The sequence below is a fragment of the Microcoleus sp. B3-D7 genome (assembly GCF_036705305.1).
Taxonomy (GTDB): Bacteria; Cyanobacteriota; Cyanobacteriia; order Cyanobacteriales; family Microcoleaceae; genus Microcoleus.
Genome location: NZ_JAUBUE010000074.1, coordinates 1 through 16,917, shown reverse-complemented (window position 1 = coordinate 16,917; position 16,917 = coordinate 1). Strand labels below are relative to the sequence as shown.

General features: G+C 45.0%; 17 protein-coding genes. 10 read left to right on the top strand and 7 right to left on the bottom strand.

From position 1 onward, the window contains the following. Nucleotides 1-235: 235 nt before the first annotated feature. On the bottom strand, nucleotides 236-460 hold the full coding sequence (locus tag QUB25_RS28030) for a hypothetical protein (protein WP_333188530.1): 225 nt from the start codon (nucleotides 458-460) through the stop codon (nucleotides 236-238). 529 nt (nucleotides 461-989) lie between these two features. Here QUB25_RS28030 and QUB25_RS28025 point away from each other — a divergent pair. Together QUB25_RS28025 and QUB25_RS28020 are read left to right on the top strand one after the other, a co-directional pair. After that, a complete protein-coding gene (locus QUB25_RS28025; protein ID WP_333188527.1) occupies nucleotides 990-1,904 on the top strand; it encodes a heme A synthase in 915 nt (304 codons plus the stop codon). Between the two features lie 133 nt (nucleotides 1,905-2,037). Continuing rightward, nucleotides 2,038-3,015, top strand: a complete 978-nt coding sequence (locus tag QUB25_RS28020) for a heme o synthase (protein WP_333041877.1) — start codon at nucleotides 2,038-2,040, stop codon at nucleotides 3,013-3,015. A 165-nt stretch (nucleotides 3,016-3,180) separates the two neighbouring features. Here QUB25_RS28020 and QUB25_RS28015 read toward each other — a convergent pair whose 3' ends face one another. The 4 genes from QUB25_RS28015 to QUB25_RS28000 form a co-directional block, all read right to left on the bottom strand. Beyond that, nucleotides 3,181-3,933, bottom strand: a complete 753-nt coding sequence (locus QUB25_RS28015) for an antibiotic biosynthesis monooxygenase (protein WP_333188526.1) — start codon at nucleotides 3,931-3,933, stop codon at nucleotides 3,181-3,183. A 141-nt stretch (nucleotides 3,934-4,074) separates the two neighbouring features. After that, nucleotides 4,075-4,716 (bottom strand): isochorismate family cysteine hydrolase YcaC, encoded by a 642-nt coding sequence (gene ycaC / locus QUB25_RS28010; RefSeq protein WP_190733447.1) that lies wholly within the window; start codon nucleotides 4,714-4,716, stop codon nucleotides 4,075-4,077. 409 nt (nucleotides 4,717-5,125) lie between these two features. Further along, entirely contained in the window at nucleotides 5,126-5,725 is a 600-nt protein-coding gene (locus tag QUB25_RS28005; protein ID WP_333188522.1) for a class I SAM-dependent methyltransferase, read from the bottom strand. 177 nt (nucleotides 5,726-5,902) lie between these two features. Next, nucleotides 5,903-6,580: a DUF2834 domain-containing protein gene (locus tag QUB25_RS28000; protein WP_333060022.1), complete on the bottom strand. Its 678-nt coding sequence runs from the start codon at nucleotides 6,578-6,580 to the stop codon at nucleotides 5,903-5,905. A 255-nt stretch (nucleotides 6,581-6,835) separates the two neighbouring features. Between QUB25_RS28000 and QUB25_RS27995 the strand changes: the two genes are divergently transcribed. From QUB25_RS27995 to QUB25_RS27985, 3 genes are all read left to right on the top strand, one after another. Next, nucleotides 6,836-7,999, top strand: a complete 1,164-nt coding sequence (locus tag QUB25_RS27995) for a baeRF3 domain-containing protein (RefSeq protein WP_333188519.1) — start codon at nucleotides 6,836-6,838, stop codon at nucleotides 7,997-7,999. An 18-nt stretch (nucleotides 8,000-8,017) separates the two neighbouring features. Further along, complete coding sequence (locus tag QUB25_RS27990) at nucleotides 8,018-8,710, top strand: SRPBCC family protein (protein WP_333188516.1); 693 nt, start codon at nucleotides 8,018-8,020, stop codon at nucleotides 8,708-8,710. A gap of 312 nt (nucleotides 8,711-9,022) precedes the next feature. Then, entirely contained in the window at nucleotides 9,023-9,397 is a 375-nt protein-coding gene (locus tag QUB25_RS27985; protein WP_333188514.1) for a signal peptidase I, read from the top strand. On the opposite strand, the gene galK is transcribed toward QUB25_RS27985, so the two are convergent. Continuing rightward, nucleotides 9,387-10,466: a galactokinase gene (gene galK / locus QUB25_RS27980; RefSeq protein WP_333039274.1), complete on the bottom strand. Its 1,080-nt coding sequence runs from the start codon at nucleotides 10,464-10,466 to the stop codon at nucleotides 9,387-9,389. The genes QUB25_RS27985 and galK overlap by 11 nt on opposite strands. Nucleotides 10,467-10,743: 277 nt before the next feature. Between galK and rsmA the strand changes: the two genes are divergently transcribed. Continuing rightward, a complete protein-coding gene (gene rsmA, locus QUB25_RS27975; RefSeq protein WP_333188511.1) occupies nucleotides 10,744-11,565 on the top strand; it encodes a 16S rRNA (adenine(1518)-N(6)/adenine(1519)-N(6))-dimethyltransferase RsmA in 822 nt (273 codons plus the stop codon). Nucleotides 11,566-11,694: 129 nt separating this feature from the next. Here rsmA and QUB25_RS27970 read toward each other — a convergent pair whose 3' ends face one another. After that, nucleotides 11,695-13,221, bottom strand: a complete 1,527-nt coding sequence (locus tag QUB25_RS27970; RefSeq protein WP_333188508.1) for an ATP-binding protein — start codon at nucleotides 13,219-13,221, stop codon at nucleotides 11,695-11,697. Between the two features lie 90 nt (nucleotides 13,222-13,311). Here QUB25_RS27970 and ispE point away from each other — a divergent pair, with 90 nt between their 5' ends. The 4 genes from ispE to QUB25_RS27950 all read left to right on the top strand — a co-directional run bounded on the left by ispE (nucleotide 13,312) and on the right by QUB25_RS27950 (nucleotide 16,571). Continuing rightward, a complete protein-coding gene (ispE, locus tag QUB25_RS27965; RefSeq protein ID WP_333188505.1) occupies nucleotides 13,312-14,289 on the top strand; it encodes a 4-(cytidine 5'-diphospho)-2-C-methyl-D-erythritol kinase in 978 nt (325 codons plus the stop codon). Nucleotides 14,290-14,472: 183 nt separating this feature from the next. Beyond that, nucleotides 14,473-14,826, top strand: a complete 354-nt coding sequence (locus QUB25_RS27960) for a DUF3082 domain-containing protein (protein WP_333188503.1) — start codon at nucleotides 14,473-14,475, stop codon at nucleotides 14,824-14,826. Nucleotides 14,827-14,901: 75 nt separating this feature from the next. Beyond that, nucleotides 14,902-15,519 (top strand): DUF488 domain-containing protein, encoded by a 618-nt coding sequence (locus QUB25_RS27955; protein ID WP_333188500.1) that lies wholly within the window; start codon nucleotides 14,902-14,904, stop codon nucleotides 15,517-15,519. Nucleotides 15,520-15,812: 293 nt separating this feature from the next. After that, nucleotides 15,813-16,571 (top strand): hypothetical protein, encoded by a 759-nt coding sequence (locus QUB25_RS27950; RefSeq protein WP_333188498.1) that lies wholly within the window; start codon nucleotides 15,813-15,815, stop codon nucleotides 16,569-16,571. The last annotated feature ends 346 nt before the right edge of the window (nucleotides 16,572-16,917 follow it).

Here is a 16,917-nt window from a genome sequence, read left to right as displayed (position 1 = left end):
TTTTTAAACTACGACTCATAAACGCACCATAAAAGCTATCTCTCTATTATATGCAACTTCACATAAAATTGGTATAAAGCATTTAATAACAAGTTCTCTTTGATTTAATAATTTATGTAGCAATTATGCTAATTCTCATACTTGAGATAGATGATTGTGGGCTGACATCTACCTATATTTTAGCAGTTGTTAATTTATTTGATCTGGATATTATAGAATCTAGCTGTGTAGCAGCTTAGATCCCACTGAGGTTGACTGTGATACCTGCAGATTGTCCCGTCTCTGAGGGTTTGGCTCCTTTACCGTATTTGGCGCTGCTGGGGGTGAGAGCCATTTCTGGTGTGATTTCTGGTGCTGTTTCAGGCACCGCGTCTCCTAAGTCTGCGATCGGTGGAATGCGATCGCTATGCAGCCAACTAGGGCCAACAGGGAAGCTGGCATTTCTCTTGTTTTTTTCCATCCTTGAACAGCTTGCTCGCGGCTACGAAGCCTGGAGTAAAGAGTCGCTGGGTTATAACTTGCTTAACTTGTTGACTGCCGTTTTATCTGCAGTCATACTTCACTACTAGGGTAGAACAATCAGCTCAATATAGTTTGCTGCGAATCCTACTTTATAGGTTTTTTTATGTTGTTTAGCTTTTTGTAAACATTTTTGAGTCCCTCTTATCACAATCATCACCTAAATTCTTTTTCTTAATTATATCTTTATTTTCCCGGAGAGTCTCGACAGCGGGGGAGTTTTTAATTATCCAGGGGCGGGGAAAGATTAAAGTTTTTTTAAGTTTGACAAAATAAAGGACATCTTTTGTAATATAAAGAAGAAAGTTGAAAAAATTATAAAGACAAACTAATTGGATAAAAGTGTCGCTAAGGTAGTAAAAATGACGGTTGGTCAGAGAAAAAGAGTGTTAAGCTAGGCTAAGCTCAGTCAAAGCAAAACCTCGATATTTAATTAAGTTCGATCGATAACAAAGGCTAAGGTAAATTCCATGGCAAACTCAGTTTTAAATCAGCCAAACGCAGCAGCAGGAGTGCAGTGGCAGCCAAAAGATATTATCCGCGGCCTAGTGTGGAAAATTGCGATCGCAACCTGGCTGTTAATGGCTGTAGGCAGCGCCACACGAGTCATGAATGCGGGGCTCGCTTGCCCCGACTGGCCCCTGTGCTACGGTCAATTAATACCTGCCGCGCAAATGAATTTGCAAGTATTTCTGGAATGGTTTCACCGATTGGACGCTGCGGCAATTGGCTTAAGCGCGATCGCACTTTTAGGACTATCTTTGTTTTACCGCAGCCGCCTGCCAAAATGGCTGCCTTGGGCGAGCGCCGGAGCACTATTTTTAATCGTTTTTCAGGGCGTATTGGGCGGCTTGACAGTAACACAACTGCTGAGATTTGACATCGTTACTGCTCACTTGGGAACAGCTTTACTATTTTTTGGCGCCCTGCTAGTCATCGGTTTCATGCTGACTCCCTACGAAGCTACAGGAAATGTCGGCAAATTAGCTTGGGTAAGTTCGATCGCAGCATTGTTAGTTTACCTGCAAAGTTTGCTAGGAGCATTAGTAGGCTCTAGATGGGCACTGCACCAATGTTTGGACTCCTCAGAATTGTGCTCGGTAATGAACAGCCACATCGCCGGTATCGTACCAGCTACAGCAGCGACTTTAGCCGTAGCAGTCATGGCTTGGCGGCAGCCTGCACTGAGTCCAAAATTGCGAAAACTGGCTAATTGGGCGAGTGTTTGCCTAATTGCTCAATTAGTTCTGGGATTAGCAACTTTCCGGCTGCACCTTCAGGTAGAACCGCTGACAGTCGCCCACCAAGCAGTCGGTGCTGCTTTGCTGGGAACGCTGATAGCTTTTAGTGTTTTAGCTTGGCGCGATCGAGTTTTATCAGCTTGAGAGATAAGACTAAAGTAAGAGGCGGCGGGTTTATTAATCCTTGTACCTACAGCAGATATTTATCCTAAAACCCGCCACTCCAACCTAATGACTAATGACGAATTCGCAAATAATTACTAACAGCTTACAACCGATGCAAGAAATCCTTACCAACGACAGCCCCCGCCTCCACGAAAACTTTTCGCAAGTCGTGAAAAGTTACTATCAACTAACCAAACCCAGAATTATTTTACTGCTGCTAATCACGACCTCAGCAGGAATGTGGATGGCGGCCAAAGGAGAAGTAGACCCGCTATTGCTGGTATCAACTATTACCGGAGGCGCTTTAGCTTCTGCGTCGGCGAATACGATTAATTGTGTCTACGACAGTGACATCGATTATATTATGGAGCGCACCCGGTGGCGGCCGATTCCTTCCGGGCGTGTCAAGAAGCGGGATGCTTTGATATTTGCGATCGCCCTAGCTACAATATCCTTTACATTGCTCACAGTTGTTGCCAACTTATTAGCCGCATTGCTAGCAATGTCAGGCATCGTTTTCTACGTCCTAATTTACACCCACTGGCTGAAGCGCCACAGCGTGCAAAACATCGTCATCGGCGGTGCTGCAGGGGCGATTCCCCCGCTAGTTGGGTGGGCTGCGGTGACGGGAGATTTGAGTTGGGGTGCGTGGCTGCTGTTTGGGATTATATTCCTGTGGACACCGCCGCATTTTTGGGCATTAGCAATGATGATTCGCGATGAATACAAGGAAGTAGGCGTCCCGATGTTGCCGGTAATTGAGGGCGATGAAGAGACAGCCCGCCAAATTTGGATTTACACGCTATTGATGATTCCTGCAACTTTGCTGCTAGTTTATCCCCTGCATTTAGCGGGCGCGGTGTATGCGGGAACAGCTATTTTCCTCGGTGCTATTTTTGCCCAAAAAGCTTGGTTGCTGTTGCAGACTCCAGAGGATAAGATTGTTGCGCGATCGCTCTTCAAATACTCTATTCTGTACCTGATGCTCTTGTGCGCCGGAATAGTAGTTGACAGTTTGCCTGTGACTCATAACTTTACTACTGCTCTTGTACAAAATGTGCAAACTTTGATTAGTGCAGTTGTGATGTAGTTAGGAGTTACTCAGAAATACCACAGAAACCTGGTTTTTCACCAGTATTAAAGTCTCAAATGCACTATTGTGCTAAAAAACCCGGTTTAGGCCTAAGTCCTAGTAGTGAGTTAAATTGCAATTCTTAAAATGAAGCCCGCATCTAGCGGGTTTTGTTTGTTTACTTTATGGAATGGGATACAACCATTTGCGAAATAATTGTGTTAAGCGCGGCATGATCAGATAGGTGAGCAGGATAACAGTCAGACCTGTGATCATCAGAGATGTGAGCAAGGCAGGAAGCCCTGATAGTAGCGGTACCAGCAAACGATTGAGAATAGAAATCGTACAAAACACTCCCAACCATGTAACTAACGCCATTTTGTAGCGAGGGGGTGGAGCCTTCATCGATTTATTGGGCAGCGTAAACCAGGTTTCCAATCCGGTCAGGGTTTGAATATTTTCTGGCCTTTCAATCAAGGGCTGCAATCGCTCAATCCACTCTCGCCGAACATCAGATTCTAGCCAGCTCTTAAGATTGTCGTAGCAATCGAACTTGAGAATGACCACATACTCAGGATGAGCGTGATGCTGGGGTCGAATAGTGCTGACACCCAGATGTCCCTTGAATTTTCGTGCATCTGCGGCGATGCCATGAAACCAGGCTTCGTAACCTTCCTCGCGCCCCGGTTTCACTACATGAGAGATCACAGTGGTGACTAGATAGTTTTCTTCACTAATATTGCTCGCCAACGGTTCTTCCAACATAGAATTTAGAGAATTAACTGAGAGAAAAGTTTTATTGAGAACAACAACCCTAGAGACACCTAATTTCTCGGCAATTTTCGGCAGCACGTCTTGAAACAGAAGGGAGATTAACGAATGCGATCGAGAAGGTTTGGCATGAGATGAAATGACTATAAAAAAACTTACAATCATTGAGAAGAGCTATTAAAAATACCCTCTACGTGGCTTACAACGAAGTAGTTGTCACCGCTAAATTCCACGTTAAATTCATAACCTAGCGATGACAATATTAACTCAGTTACACAGGAGCTAGATAAACTACGCGCTTTCTCACTACTTACTGGGAGATCCAGCCTTAGCCGTTGCTGCATAGCTGGTCATCAGGTTTTTATAGTCAGGAATAAACTCTGCTAAGAGACTACCCAATCCTTCAATATCGTTGCGCCAGTCACGGTGCAATTCACACACAACGCTAAACCAATTGACCAACTGAACTCCCGCACGAGACATTCGATCCCAAGCTGCATAGCGACAGGCTTCATCGAAGGTTCCAGAGGCATCCGTAACAACAAAAACTTCATAACCTGCCTCTAATGCCGAAAGCGCACAAAAAGTAACACATACATCAGTGACAATTCCGGCAATAATCAATTGCTTTTTACCTGTTGCTTCTACTGCTTTAACAAAGTCCTCGTTGTCCCAAGCGTTGATTTGTCCGGGACGCGGAATAAAGGGAGCATCTGGAAACTTCTCCTTCAGTTCAGGGATGAGGACTCCATTGGGGCCTTGCTCAAAGCTAGTTGTCAAAATTGTAGGCAGGTTGAAAAATTTGGCTGCACTTGCCAGCGCCAGCACATTATTTTTGAAGTCAGCGGCACCAATATCACGCACAAGTGAGAACAGTCCAGTTTGATGATCGACCAGCAAAACCGCAGCATTATTCTTGTCTAGACGGTTGTATTTGAATGTAGACATCAGGTATTTCTCCTATTTGGGTTATGGGTGAATGAAGAATTGCAGAAGGGAGTCAAAAATCACAAAGCCTTAAGTTGTAAAACTTAATAATGTGCTTTTTATTAAAAGCGAAACGTCTATTTCCTCTAAATGGCTTATGGCGTAACCTGTTGCGGCATGAACTCAGTTTGCAAAATCTTACCAAATTTCACCGCTCAAGATCCGCAAGTTAAGCGCTGAGTTAACGCGATCGCCCTAATCTCGACACACGTTACACCAACGCCCCTAACGCTTTCAATGTCGCTTTTTGAGCATTCGTCAATCCCGTTGCCCCTTGAATATTTATGCCTTCATACAGCCGATCGCCCATCAGCGTCCGGTTACAGCGACCAGTTGCGACATCCCACAACTTAATCGTGCGAATGATAGATTAGGTCTTTTGGGCAATGATATAAACATGATTTTCAGGATACTGGTCATATTCGAGATGGCGGCAGGTGCAATGATGCTCAACCAGAATTTGCAGAAAAGTATCTACACCCAAAGTGCTGTAATCAAAATCTTGACCTTGAAATGCTCCCGAAACCTCGCTGCTTGTATGTCCCCCGCCACAAGTGAACAGGATCACTCCATTAGGTTCAAGCGCATCGCATAGCTTTTGTATCACAGGCGCTTGGCTGTTGATTGGCAGATGAAACGTGCTATCCCACGCTGCAATCAGGCTGTAAAGTTTCGGCGGCAGCCAATCACAAATGTCTTCCCGGTAAAACGTGATTTCTGGATGTAGCCGCTGGGCTAAATCGATCATTGGCCTAGAAATATCAAGTCCTTCAGGCTGAAATCCATGCTTGGATAAACTGTTAATAAAACGTCCGCTGCTTCCACACCCGACATCAAGTGCTGCGTGCTGCTTAGAAGTAAATTTGATCGCCCGTTCTAATTGGGCAATCCCGTAGGTTGAATCTTGATGCTCAGTTTGCCACCATTGGGCAATTCGGTCGTAGCGCGCCGATGTATCATTTGGCTCCATAGAGTCACCTCATAAGTGGCGATCGAGATTTTCAGGACAATTAAAATCTTTCTCCACGGTACACCCAGACTACGCGATCGCCCCTAACGCTTTCCATGTCGCTTTTTGAGCGTTTGTTAATCCCGTTGCGGCTTGAATATTCATTACATCTTGAACACTACCAAATTTTTCAATGTTTCAATTTCTGGCTGTCAGTGGGAAAGTGGCGATTTCTGTTGCAGATTCTGGCAGAGGGGGGCGCAGACAAAGATAAACTAGCGGCCCTAACAGCGGAACTAGAGACACTGCCCAAAAAATGCGATCGTCCGCGAGTCCGCGGCGTGCCATGTCGTCTCCCAGAAGTGAGGGAAATATTACAGCCATCAAGCAACAATCCCAAGTTATTAAATGCACAAAAGGAATTGATTGCCACTGCCTGACATAATCTCCCCAATCTCCATTTAACCAAGCCCAAGCTAACAGCCAGATAGTAGTTAGTAAAAGTACAATCCCTGTCCAGCGGGAGTCTGATATTTTGATCGACATATCTTTGCGGCCGGAAAATTCTTGCTGAGGCTGGCGCAGGAGTAAGTAGGGAATTAAGCCGATGATGCCGGCGCCGTTGGAAGCGATGAAAGCAGGCCAAGCGGATATATTTTGGGTTTTCTCATCAATGAATAGGAGGCAAGCGTAGACCATCGGCCACACTCCCATGAGAGCGAATACCGTTACAAGGTAGGGGTTAATTCCTTCTAGCTGGAATTTGAGCATTTTTTCCATAACTGTTAGCGTTCCGGGCCTGTCGAGAGGAGCTAGCAGCAAGGTGTAGGCAATAAATGTTGCCCACAGCAACCCCAGGAACATTTTTGTTTTCATCAGATATAACGAGTAGTTGAACCCGACTAAACTAAATTATGGTAAAGTAGCGGCCGAGTTAGCGCCGTCTATCTTAGGTGATAAGCAGTTCGATTGGAACAGCGGCTGCAAACCCCGTTTTAGTTCGGGGATGAAAGGCTCTACAGCAGGCGATCATTACTTTAGGCAGACGCAGGAGCCGCGCTAGGGGAGATACATTTTAAAAAATCGGTTGTTTTCATTACACCACCCTTTATTAGAAAAGGAGTTTCAGCGGTGAACTTAATATCTGTAGAGGAACTCAAAGCGCTGGTACAACAATCTCCTGGATTGTGCGTCTCTATTTATATGCCAGTCGCTCAAGGAACAGAAATTCAACAAAATCCGATTCGGTTCAAAAATTTAATCAGAGAGGCTGAAGACAAAATTGTAGAGTACGGATTTGACAAAAAAGAAGCTGCCCAATTGCTAGAGCCAGTCAGAGCAGAAATTGACCAGGAAAACTTTTGGGAAAATCAAAGCAACCTGCTGGCGATTTTTGTCGGTTCGGGATTTTTCCGCTACTATACCTGTCCGGTGAATTTTGATGAATTAGTGGTTGTGAGCGACAATTTTCACGTCAAACCGCTGATGCCTATGCTGACAGGAAATAATTTATTTTATGTTTTAGCTCTCAGTCAGAAGGAAGTAAGGCTGATTGAGTGTACGGCTTACAGTGCTCGGGAAGTTGAAGTTGAAAACTTGCCGAAAAGCCTTGATGACGCTCTGCAATATGACCCGACAGCTAAAGATGGTCAGTTTCGGATTGCTACTTCAAAAGGAGGCACTAATAATTCTTTTCAGCAGCCGGGAAGTTTTCACGGTCAAGGAAGTCCTGATCAAGATGAGCGCCAGCACGAAATATTGCAGTATTTCCACATAATCGATGGGGCGCTGCACGAATATTTGCACAATAAAAAAGCTCCTTTAGTGTTAGCTGGAGTTGAGTATTTGTTCCCGCTTTACCGAGAAGCAAATACCTACGCGCATTTAGTTGAAGAAGGAATTACAGGCAATCCGAAACTTCTCAAGCCGGAAGAGTTGCGGGCCCAAGCTTTGCCGCTGGTGGAACCTTTGTTTTTGCAGGCTCAGTCAGAGGCGATCGCACAATACCACGATCTGACAGGAAGCGATAAAATTTCTGCTGATTTGAAAGAAGCTGTTTCGGCTGCTTATTTTGGACGGGTCGAGCGACTTTTTGTTGCTCTTGGCGTTCAGCAGTGGGGTAGTTTTAATCCCGAGACGAACTCGGTGCAAATCCACCCCGAGGCAGAATTGGGCGACGAAGATTTGTTGAATGCGGCAGCAATTCAAACTATTCTCAACGGCGGAATTGTTTACGCGATGCCGCCGGAAAAAGTTCCGGACGAGGCGCCTTTAGCTGCTATTTTTCGCTATTAATTTACCAGGTTTAAACCAATGGAATCTACTTCAATGACAAATTCCGACAAACAAAACCAAAGTAGCAGCGGCGATACCGAACGCTGGGCATCTTTAATTGGCGGCGGCGCGCTGGTGCTTTTTGGTTTGTCGCAGCGTTCTTTGCGAGGTGCTTTGCTGGCGGTTGCGGGCGGCGGTTTAGCGGCGCGCGGTCTGGGGGTTGTGGAGGGTTTGCAGTCGGCTGCCGATCCGAATCAAAGCATTAAAGTTGAAAAGACAGTGACGATCAACAAACCGGCTGATGAATTGTACCGTTTATGGCGCAATTTTGAAAATTTGCCTCGGTTTATGAAGCATCTCAAACACGTTACTGTCATCGATGACAAACGTTCTCACTGGATTGCCAGCGCACCGATGGGCAATAGTGTGGAATGGGATGCAGAGATTGTCCGCGAAGAAGAAAATCGCTTAATTGCTTGGGCGTCTGTTGAAGGAGCGGATGTTGACAATTCTGGTTTTGTGCGCTTTCAACCGGCATCAGCGGGACGGGGTACAGAGGTAAAAGTTGTCATCGAATACAACCCTCCGGGCGGTGCAATTGGTGCTGGCGCTGCTAAACTATTTGGCGAAGCTCCCGAACAGCAAATTGCAAATGATTTACGTCGCTTTAAGCAGTTGATGGAAGCTGGGGAAATAGCGACTACGGAAGGTCAACCTTCGGGCCGCAAGTAATAAGTTAGATGGTGTCTCCGGATCTAACTAACATCTTGCACTATTCTCAGAACAGGCAAGATGCCTGTTCCACAAAGAATTAATTTATTATTGTGGGGCGGGCAGGATGCCCGCCCATCAAAAGCTTATTGAAAATGGTGCAAGATGTCAGATTTAACTAACATCTTGCACCATTCTCAGAACAGGCAAGATGCCTGTTCCACAAAGAGTGAATTTATTGTGGGGTGGGCATCCTGCCCGCCCATAAAAAGCTTATTGAAAATGGTGCAAGATGTCAGATTTAACCATATTTGTTGTTTACCTGATTAGCTGATGTCATCTCAAGTGGTTTTCGGAAATGCGGGCGCTGAAGGTGCAAGTCGGGGCGGTTGGTTTGCGGGTCACTTTATGACGCCGGGCAATGACCCGCGCTCGACTTCTGTTTTAGAGGTAAAATGGGGCACTCACCCCGCCGGAGATTGTAGGACTCAGTGGGCGGTAAATGCGGAAGCAACAACGCTTTCTATCCTGGTAAAAGGGCGGTTTCGCCTGCAATTTCCAGAGGAAGAAATCTTGCTGTCTCGCGAGGGAGATTATGCTCTCTGGCAGCCGGGAGTGCCTCATTATTGGTCTGCCGAGGAGGAGTCGGTAATCGTGACTGTGCGGTGGCCTTCCCTACCGGGAGATAGTTCTGGAGTTAAGAAGTAACTTTAATTTCGGGAACCAAAACGCGGCCGCTATAACCCGCGCGCTGGTAGCGATCGATCGCCTCTGATGCGATCGCACCCGCTTTCCCACTCTCCACCAAGGCTACGCAAGCACCGCCAAAACCGCCGCCCGTCAGCCTTGCGCCGAAGACTCCGGGGATTGACTGCAAGATTGCCGCCAGCGTGTCTACTGCCGGCACCGAAACTTCGTAGTCGTCGCGCTGACTGGCATGGGAAGCATTCATTAACTCCCCAAAACGTTTTGCTGGCAAAGATTTTACCGCTTCGAGTACGCGGTTGTTTTCAGTAACCACGTGCCGCGCTCGCCTTCTGAGGGGTTCCGGCAATACTTCGACAGCTTGGGGGTCGGCGATATCCCTAAGAGCTTTAACTCCCAATATCCGCGCGGATTCCTCGCACTCGGCGCGTCGCTGGTTGTAGCCGCTTCCTGCTGCCAGTTCATGGCTTTCGCCACTGTCAATTATTAAAATTTCTGTGTTTGTGGGAAAAGGTATCGGGCGGCATTCGAGGCTGCGGGTGTCGATCAATAGCATGGTGTTGGTGTCTGCTAAACTCGACGCCATTTGATCCATGATGCCACAGTTCAAGCCGGCATACCGGATTTCGACTTGCTGTCCGATTTGAGCTAGCCGCACGTCGTCTATGGGGAGGTTCAGCAGCGCGCGCAGTCCTCTGAGGGTTGCTATTTCTAAAGCGGCGCTACTGGACAAACCGGCTCCGATCGGTACAGTCGAGGTAATGTAGAGATTTATTGGCGGTATTTTGTATCCTTCTTTTTCTAAAAGTCTCAGGCAGCCACAGATATAACTGACGAATTTTTGGGGTATGGTATCGTCGTCTGAATAATTTATGAGTTCGTCATATTCTGCTGAATAAAAATGGTGTCGATCGTCGCTGCTGAAGCCGATTTGTACTGTGGTGCGCTGGGGAATCGCAGTGGGAAGTACAAATCCATCGTTGTAGTCTGTGTGTTCGCCCAGCAGGTTTACTCTGCCGGGGGCGCTGGCTGTGGTTTTGGGTAATGTACCAAATACTCGTTGGAATTTCATTTTTGGGGAAGTGGTAATTGGTTGTTGGTAATTGGTTGTTGGTTATTTGTTATTGGTTATTTGGAAAAACAGCTATCCGTGTCTCCGTGACTTACGTGTTGTGCTGTTGGTAATTGGGAAGAAATAAATTTATTTTTTATTGTTTGTCCTTATTATAGTGCCCAAGTTTTTTGGTTAATTCAACCCCTGTTAACAAAAATAAACATCACCGTAGGTTGGGAAGATATATTGAGCTGTGATAGAATGACAGGCTAAGATTTCTCCAAAAATTCAAAAAATGCGATCGACCAGACCCCGAAAACAGTTTGCTCAACATTGGCTCAAAAGCGAGAAAGCCTTAGATAAGATTGTGAAAGCGGCTTCTTTGGATCGCGATCGCGTCCTGGAAATTGGGCCGGGTACGGGGATTTTGACTCGGCGTTTGCTGCCTGCGGCTGAGTCTGTTGTTGCTGTGGAGATCGATCGAGATTTGTGTCTCAAGCTAGCCAAACAACTCGGCAAAACTGACAATTTTTTACTGTTACAAGGCGACTTTTTGGAAATGGACTTAGAGGCTGAACTAACAGCCTTTCCCAAATTCCAAAATCCCAATAAAGTTGTTGCCAACATTCCCTATAATATCACCGGCCCGATTCTGCAAAAACTGCTGGGAACGATATCTGTTCCTGCTGCTAAACCCTTCGATTCCATCGTGCTGTTAGTGCAGAAAGAAGTGGCCCAAAGGCTTTACGCTAAACCGGGTTCGACAGCTTTTGGCGCGCTGTCAGTGCGCGTGCAGTATTTAGCAGAATGCGAGTTAATTTGCGATGTGCCCTCTAAAGACTTTTTTCCGCCACCCAAAGTCGATTCCGCCGTGGTGCGGCTGCTTCCCAGACAGATAGAAACTGCGGCGGTTAATCCGCGCTATTTGGAGAATTTAGTGAAGTTGGGATTTGGTAGCAAGCGCAAGATGCTGCGAAATAATTTGAAAGGGGCTGTGGATTTAGATAAACTCGTTCAATTGTTAGAAGAGTTACAGATCAATCCTCAATCTCGCGCTGAAGATTTAAGCGTGGCTCAATGGGTCAGTTTGAGTAATAATATTATGGGCGATGTTTGAGGTTCAGGATTGTGTTAGATACCAGAATTCTTAAATAATTCGGATACCTGGGTATTTTTTTTAATTAGGAGTTTTCGCAGTGACTACTAACAGTTGAATTTAGGTTTTATGGGGATTCTTAAAGGTTTATTATTGCAGGCTAATCGGAATTTTAATAATAAATTCCGCACCTTTGCCCGGTGCAGAAATACACTGCAATTCGCCTTTATGTCTTACTGTGATAATTTGATAGCCAATTGATAAACCCAATCCCGTGCCTTTACCTACTGGTTTAGTGGTAAAAAATGGATTAAATAACTGGTTCCTCACCGATTCGGTTATTTCTGGCCCGTTGTTGCTAATTCGGATTTCTACCACTTCACTGTCTAAAAGTTTAGTAGAAATTTTGATGAGGTGGCAATTAGCTTCATTGACTGCAATCGACTCGCTGTGGCTGTCATCTTCTAAAGCATCAATAGCATTAGCCAAGATATTCATAAACACTTGATTTAGCTGTCCGGGGTAGCACTCTATTCGGGGTAAATTGCCATATTCTTTGATAACTTGAATATTCGCCAAACCGGGCTTAGCATTCAATCGGCTTTGCAAAATCATCAGTGTGCTGTCCATTCCTTCATGAATGTCGGCTACTTTCATTTCTGCTTCGTCATGGCGAGAAAAAATTCGCAGCGACTTGACAATACCAAAAATTCGCTCGGCGCCGTTTTTCATCGAAGTTAATATTTTTGGCAGGTCAGAGATGATAAAGTCTAAATCTATAGACTCGATTTTTTCTTGAACTATGGGTAGGGGAGTCGGATACTGCTCTTGATAGAGATTCACCAGTTCTAGCAAACTATTGGCATACTGGCGGGTGTGAGTAATATTGCCGTAAATAAAGTTAATCGGATTGTTGATTTCATGAGCAACCCCAGCGACCAATTGCCCCAAAGACGACATTTTTTCGCTGTGAATTAGGTTGGATTGAGCCTGCTTCAATTCAGACAAGGCTTGTTCTAGTTGTTGAGTTTGAGACTGTAACTCTGCGGTGCGTTCCTCAACTCGAATTTCTAATTCTTCTTTAGCTCTTTGTAGTGCAGCTTCTGCTAATTGGCGCTCGACAATTTCCGCTGCTAGGAGTCTGTTGGCAAATTCTAAATGTTGAGTTTGAGACTGTAACTCTGCGGTGCGTTCCTCAACTCGAATTTCTAATTCTTCTTTAGCTTTTTGTAGTGCAACTTCGGCTAATTGGCGCTCGACAATTTCAGCTCCTAGGAGTCGGTTGGCGGATTCTAACTGTGCGGGGCTGGGAAGTGCTAGGGCTTGAGGAATTAAGTCTACCAAAAGTATGGCTGTAGCAAATGAAATAAAGGCAGTAATTGCTTTCATTGTTCCTGAAAGCCAATAGGTAGGATACCAAAGTGTCCAGAGTTCAAATATGTGAGTGATGCCACAGGCGACGATAAAGGCTCCAAACAGGGCAAAGATCCAATCAAAGGGCAAATCTTCGCGTTTGGAAATAAAATAAACCAATGTAATCGGGATGGAAAAATACGCCAGTGCAATTATAGAATCTGAGGCAACGTGAAGCCAGACTAACGGGGTATGCCAGAGATAGCAGTGGCCGTGAGGAATAAATGACCCGGAACTAAAAAAAGTTTTCCACATTTCCTGCATAATTTTTCCTTTGAGTTGTGAGAAAATGGACGGGGACTGGTGTCAATTAATTTCAACCAGGGGTTTATTTCACCTGCGGCTTAATCACCTATGCGTTCATATTCTCTGCTAGCTTCAGCAAAAATCAATCTGTATCTGGAAATCATAGGCGATCGCCCCAACGGATATCACGAACTGGCGATGGTACTTCAAAGCATAGATTTAGCCGATCGAATTGACTTGCGCCCGATCGGTACGGACACGATTCGCGTGCGCTGCGATCACCCGCAAGTCCCTCCTGATAAGAATAATTTGGCCTACCGGGCGGCGGATTTGTTGGCAAAGCAATTCCCCGATGCCTTGGCGAAATACGGCGGAGTCGAGATTGCTATTCACAAGCAGATTCCAGTGGCGGCGGGGCTTGCCGGCGGTTCGGCAAATGCGGCTGCGGTTTTAGTCGGGATGGATTTGCTGTGGCAATTGGGACTTACTCAGTCGGAGTTGCAAGAATTGGGGGGAACTTTGGGTTCGGATGTGCCTTTTTGCATTGCAGGAGGTACGGCTTTGGCAACTGGTCGCGGAGATAAACTGTCGCCGCTGCCTGATTTGGGGGGCTTTTATGTGGTGTTGGCCAAGTACCGTAACCTCAGTATTTCTACCGCATGGGCGTATCAAACTTATCGCCAGCAGTTCAGTAGTTCCTATTGTGCAGCGGAAGATTTGGAGTGCCGTCGGCAACGGTTGCATTCGGGCCCGATGGTGGGGGCGATCGCCCAAAAAGATCGATCGAAAATTGGTCAATTGCTGCACAACGATTTAGAAAAAGTTGCTTTGCCCATGTACCCGCAGGTGTTGCAGTTGCGGCAGGCTTTTGAGTCGGCGGGGGCTTTGGGAACGATGATGTCGGGTTCCGGGCCGACGGTGTTTGCGCTGGCGGAGTCTTCAGAGCAGGCTCAGCAAGTTATGGAACGGGTTAAAATTGCGATCGCTTCTCCAGATTTGGATTTTTGGGTAGCACAGTTTAGCAATACTGGAATTCAGATTTTTTCGGAGGGAAACGAGACGAAACCGCCGATTTCTAGGGTGTAACTCGAAGAGGGTGCGATCGCCATCGCCCGTTAAACCTGTGTAACAGGCGACGGTCAAGATGAATCTAACTTTTCGCAGAGTCTATTGAGATCGAAGAACTGATAATATGTCATGCAAGACCGATTTTAGTTTTGGTGAATTAACCAGAAATCTAAAATCTAAAATCTAAAATCTAAAATCGCCATGACTGATTTAACTAATCCAAATTCTACTTCTAAACCTCTGAGTTCGGCTGGAGATGCAACCTCTGCATCTTCCACGCCGCCGACGATTTTGCGGTGCGTGATGGGTTCGCTGATCGCGGGTGGCTTTGCGGCGGCTTTGTACGCGCTAACTTTGTCGATCGTCCAAACTTTTGCAAATTCGCCCATTCATTCTGACAATGTGACTGCGATTAATATTGGCGCGGCTGTGCGAACTTTAGTCATGGGGATTGTGGCTTTGGGCGCGGGTGTTTTTGCTTTTGCATCTTTGGGTTTGATGCTGCTGGCTGTGCAACTTTTAATTCAAAAGTTGCTAAAGAAACCTACAGCTTGAAGTCTACCAATTGCAAAAATTGGGCTACACAAACTTTCATCCGCAAGGCAAAGAGTGCATAGTAAGATCGAAGCAATGGAATTATTTACGATCGGACACTCCAATCTGAGTATTGAAGCGTTTGTTTTGCTGCTGGAACAACACGGAATTACGGCGGTTGCGGACGTGCGATCGCATCCTTTTAGCTGCTATTTACCTCATTTTAATAAATCCGAAATTAAAGCTTCTTTGTCAAGTGTCGGCATTCAATATGTTTTTTTAGGCAAAGAGTTGGGCGCGAGACCAGAAGATTTAAGCTGTTACGATTCTAGCGGTAAAGCTTTATACGATCGCATAGCAGGAACTCCTCTATTTTCCGCAGGAACGCAGCGCTTGCTCAAAGGCGCAGCCAATTATAAAATCAGTTTAATGTGTGCGGAAAAAGACCCGATTACGTGTCATCGGACTATTTTAGTGTGCCACAAACTTAAAGTATTTAATTTACAAATTAATCACGTTCTGTCAGATGGCAATTTAGAATCACACCAACATTTAGAAGCAAGACTTTTGAGCAAATTTAACAAAAACCCAAAAACAGATGAACCAATTCAATTAAGCCTGTTTGAATTAGAGCCTTATGTTAAAACTGAAAGGGTTGATTTAGAAACAGCTTATTATCGTTACGGATGGGAAATTGCTTATGTCAGCAAATAAAGCAATTAATTATTTTATCAAATATGTCGCAGTTGGCGAATTTTGCTAAGCCAAAATATTTAAATTCATGCCCACAAAACCTAATTTTGTATGGGCGAAATGCGCCCATTACTGCTATAAGTAGCGCGTCAAACGATTTTTCGCATAAGTCCTGAACAACTCTTGACATCGCATACCTTTATAAATTATGGTACAGCCCTCCGCGGCCACCCTATTTTTATAAATATTGTTCGAGTTTTAACGTTGTTTATGCTATAATTCTGCGGGACTGTAGCAGGAAGGGGTGCTTTTTGATGAAAGCAGAATTTTATTTTGACTGTCACAAATATATTTGCAGTTTAGTTCAAGTAGATTTTGTCAAAGAATTAAAAATAAAAAATCATCAAGGTTTTGTTTTGGCTGTTAAGCAAGGTGAAAAGATAGGACTTTTGGGGAAAAGTCGCCATAATGCTAAACAAGTTGATGTATCTAAACCGCATTTTTATAACGTAATTAAAGCGGCTATGAGCGCTTTGGAATTAGAAACTAAAAATGAGGTGATATTAGAGAGAAATCGAACTCTTGCTGATGCCGAAGAAATGATTCAGCAGCAAAACCGAGAAATTCGCGTTCTCAACGAACAGATTAGAATGCTTGGAAGTAAGGTTGAGGAATTGTCAAGGGAAAAGCAGCAGTTATCAATGCAGCTAGTAGACAAAGAAATCAGAGAAACTGAAATTAGTCAAGAACTTGATAACTTTCCTGCTACCGAGGAAGATTTACCAGCGGGGGAAATTGAGTATCGGATTGGAGAAGTTGAAATTCATGAAAAAATCGAAGAAGTTTCGGTTCAAGCTTCTGGGTTAGCCGTGCATTTAATCGCAAATCAACAGAATTCGGAGGAGATGGAGGGAGAGGAAGAAATCAGCGGGGGCGACGTTGAAATTGTTAATTTAGAAATTATAGAAGAAGTAGAAGAAAATCTCAAACAAGTAGAAATTCCAGGAGGCGAAAGTGAAATTAAGCGACTGCCTAAAAGACCTTCCAACAGAAAAATGAGAAAGAAATCTTAATGCTTTAGTTATATAGCAATACTCGCATCATTTGTGAATTTATTACGGACTCCCAGCGGGTTCGGGGAGGGTTGGGTAAAAATAAACGAGTCATTTAGGATTGCTATATAACTCCTTTATTTGTGGCGATCGCATTTTCGCAAAATTCGTCAGCAGTTAAGCGAAAAAAATCCCTTGCAACTCGCCCGTTTTTCCCCCGCAGCCTCGCCCACAACAGAATTTTGACAAGAATCCAGGGCGATCGGTAAAATTACAGGTACGATCGAACTGGGTGCATCTCAGTTTTGCAAATCCCTGAAAAAATAGCTAAAATGAAAAAGCTAGTAAAACCGTAAAAAAAACGATG

Excerpts from the sequence above, each read along its gene's own strand:
- QUB25_RS27990 (WP_333188516.1), top strand. The coding sequence starts at position 8,018 with ATGGAATCTACTTCAATGACAAATTCCGACAAACAAAACCAAAGTAGC.
- ispE (WP_333188505.1), top strand. The coding sequence starts at position 13,312 with ATGCGTTCATATTCTCTGCTAGCTTCAGCAAAAATCAATCTGTATCTG.
- ycaC (WP_190733447.1), bottom strand. The coding sequence starts at position 4,716 with ATGTCTACATTCAAATACAACCGTCTAGACAAGAATAATGCTGCGGTT.
- QUB25_RS27960 (WP_333188503.1), top strand. The coding sequence starts at position 14,473 with ATGACTGATTTAACTAATCCAAATTCTACTTCTAAACCTCTGAGTTCG.
- QUB25_RS28025 (WP_333188527.1), top strand. The coding sequence starts at position 990 with ATGGCAAACTCAGTTTTAAATCAGCCAAACGCAGCAGCAGGAGTGCAG.
- rsmA (WP_333188511.1), top strand. The coding sequence starts at position 10,744 with ATGCGATCGACCAGACCCCGAAAACAGTTTGCTCAACATTGGCTCAAA.
- QUB25_RS28020 (WP_333041877.1), top strand. The coding sequence starts at position 2,038 with ATGCAAGAAATCCTTACCAACGACAGCCCCCGCCTCCACGAAAACTTT.
- QUB25_RS27955 (WP_333188500.1), top strand. The coding sequence starts at position 14,902 with ATGGAATTATTTACGATCGGACACTCCAATCTGAGTATTGAAGCGTTT.
- QUB25_RS28000 (WP_333060022.1), bottom strand. The coding sequence starts at position 6,580 with ATGAAAACAAAAATGTTCCTGGGGTTGCTGTGGGCAACATTTATTGCC.
- QUB25_RS28015 (WP_333188526.1), bottom strand. The coding sequence starts at position 3,933 with ATGATTGTAAGTTTTTTTATAGTCATTTCATCTCATGCCAAACCTTCT.
- QUB25_RS28030 (WP_333188530.1), bottom strand. The coding sequence starts at position 460 with ATGGAAAAAAACAAGAGAAATGCCAGCTTCCCTGTTGGCCCTAGTTGG.
- QUB25_RS27950 (WP_333188498.1), top strand. The coding sequence starts at position 15,813 with ATGAAAGCAGAATTTTATTTTGACTGTCACAAATATATTTGCAGTTTA.
- QUB25_RS28005 (WP_333188522.1), bottom strand. The coding sequence starts at position 5,725 with ATGGAGCCAAATGATACATCGGCGCGCTACGACCGAATTGCCCAATGG.
- galK (WP_333039274.1), bottom strand. The coding sequence starts at position 10,466 with ATGAAATTCCAACGAGTATTTGGTACATTACCCAAAACCACAGCCAGC.
- QUB25_RS27970 (WP_333188508.1), bottom strand. The coding sequence starts at position 13,221 with ATGCAGGAAATGTGGAAAACTTTTTTTAGTTCCGGGTCATTTATTCCT.
- QUB25_RS27985 (WP_333188514.1), top strand. The coding sequence starts at position 9,023 with ATGTCATCTCAAGTGGTTTTCGGAAATGCGGGCGCTGAAGGTGCAAGT.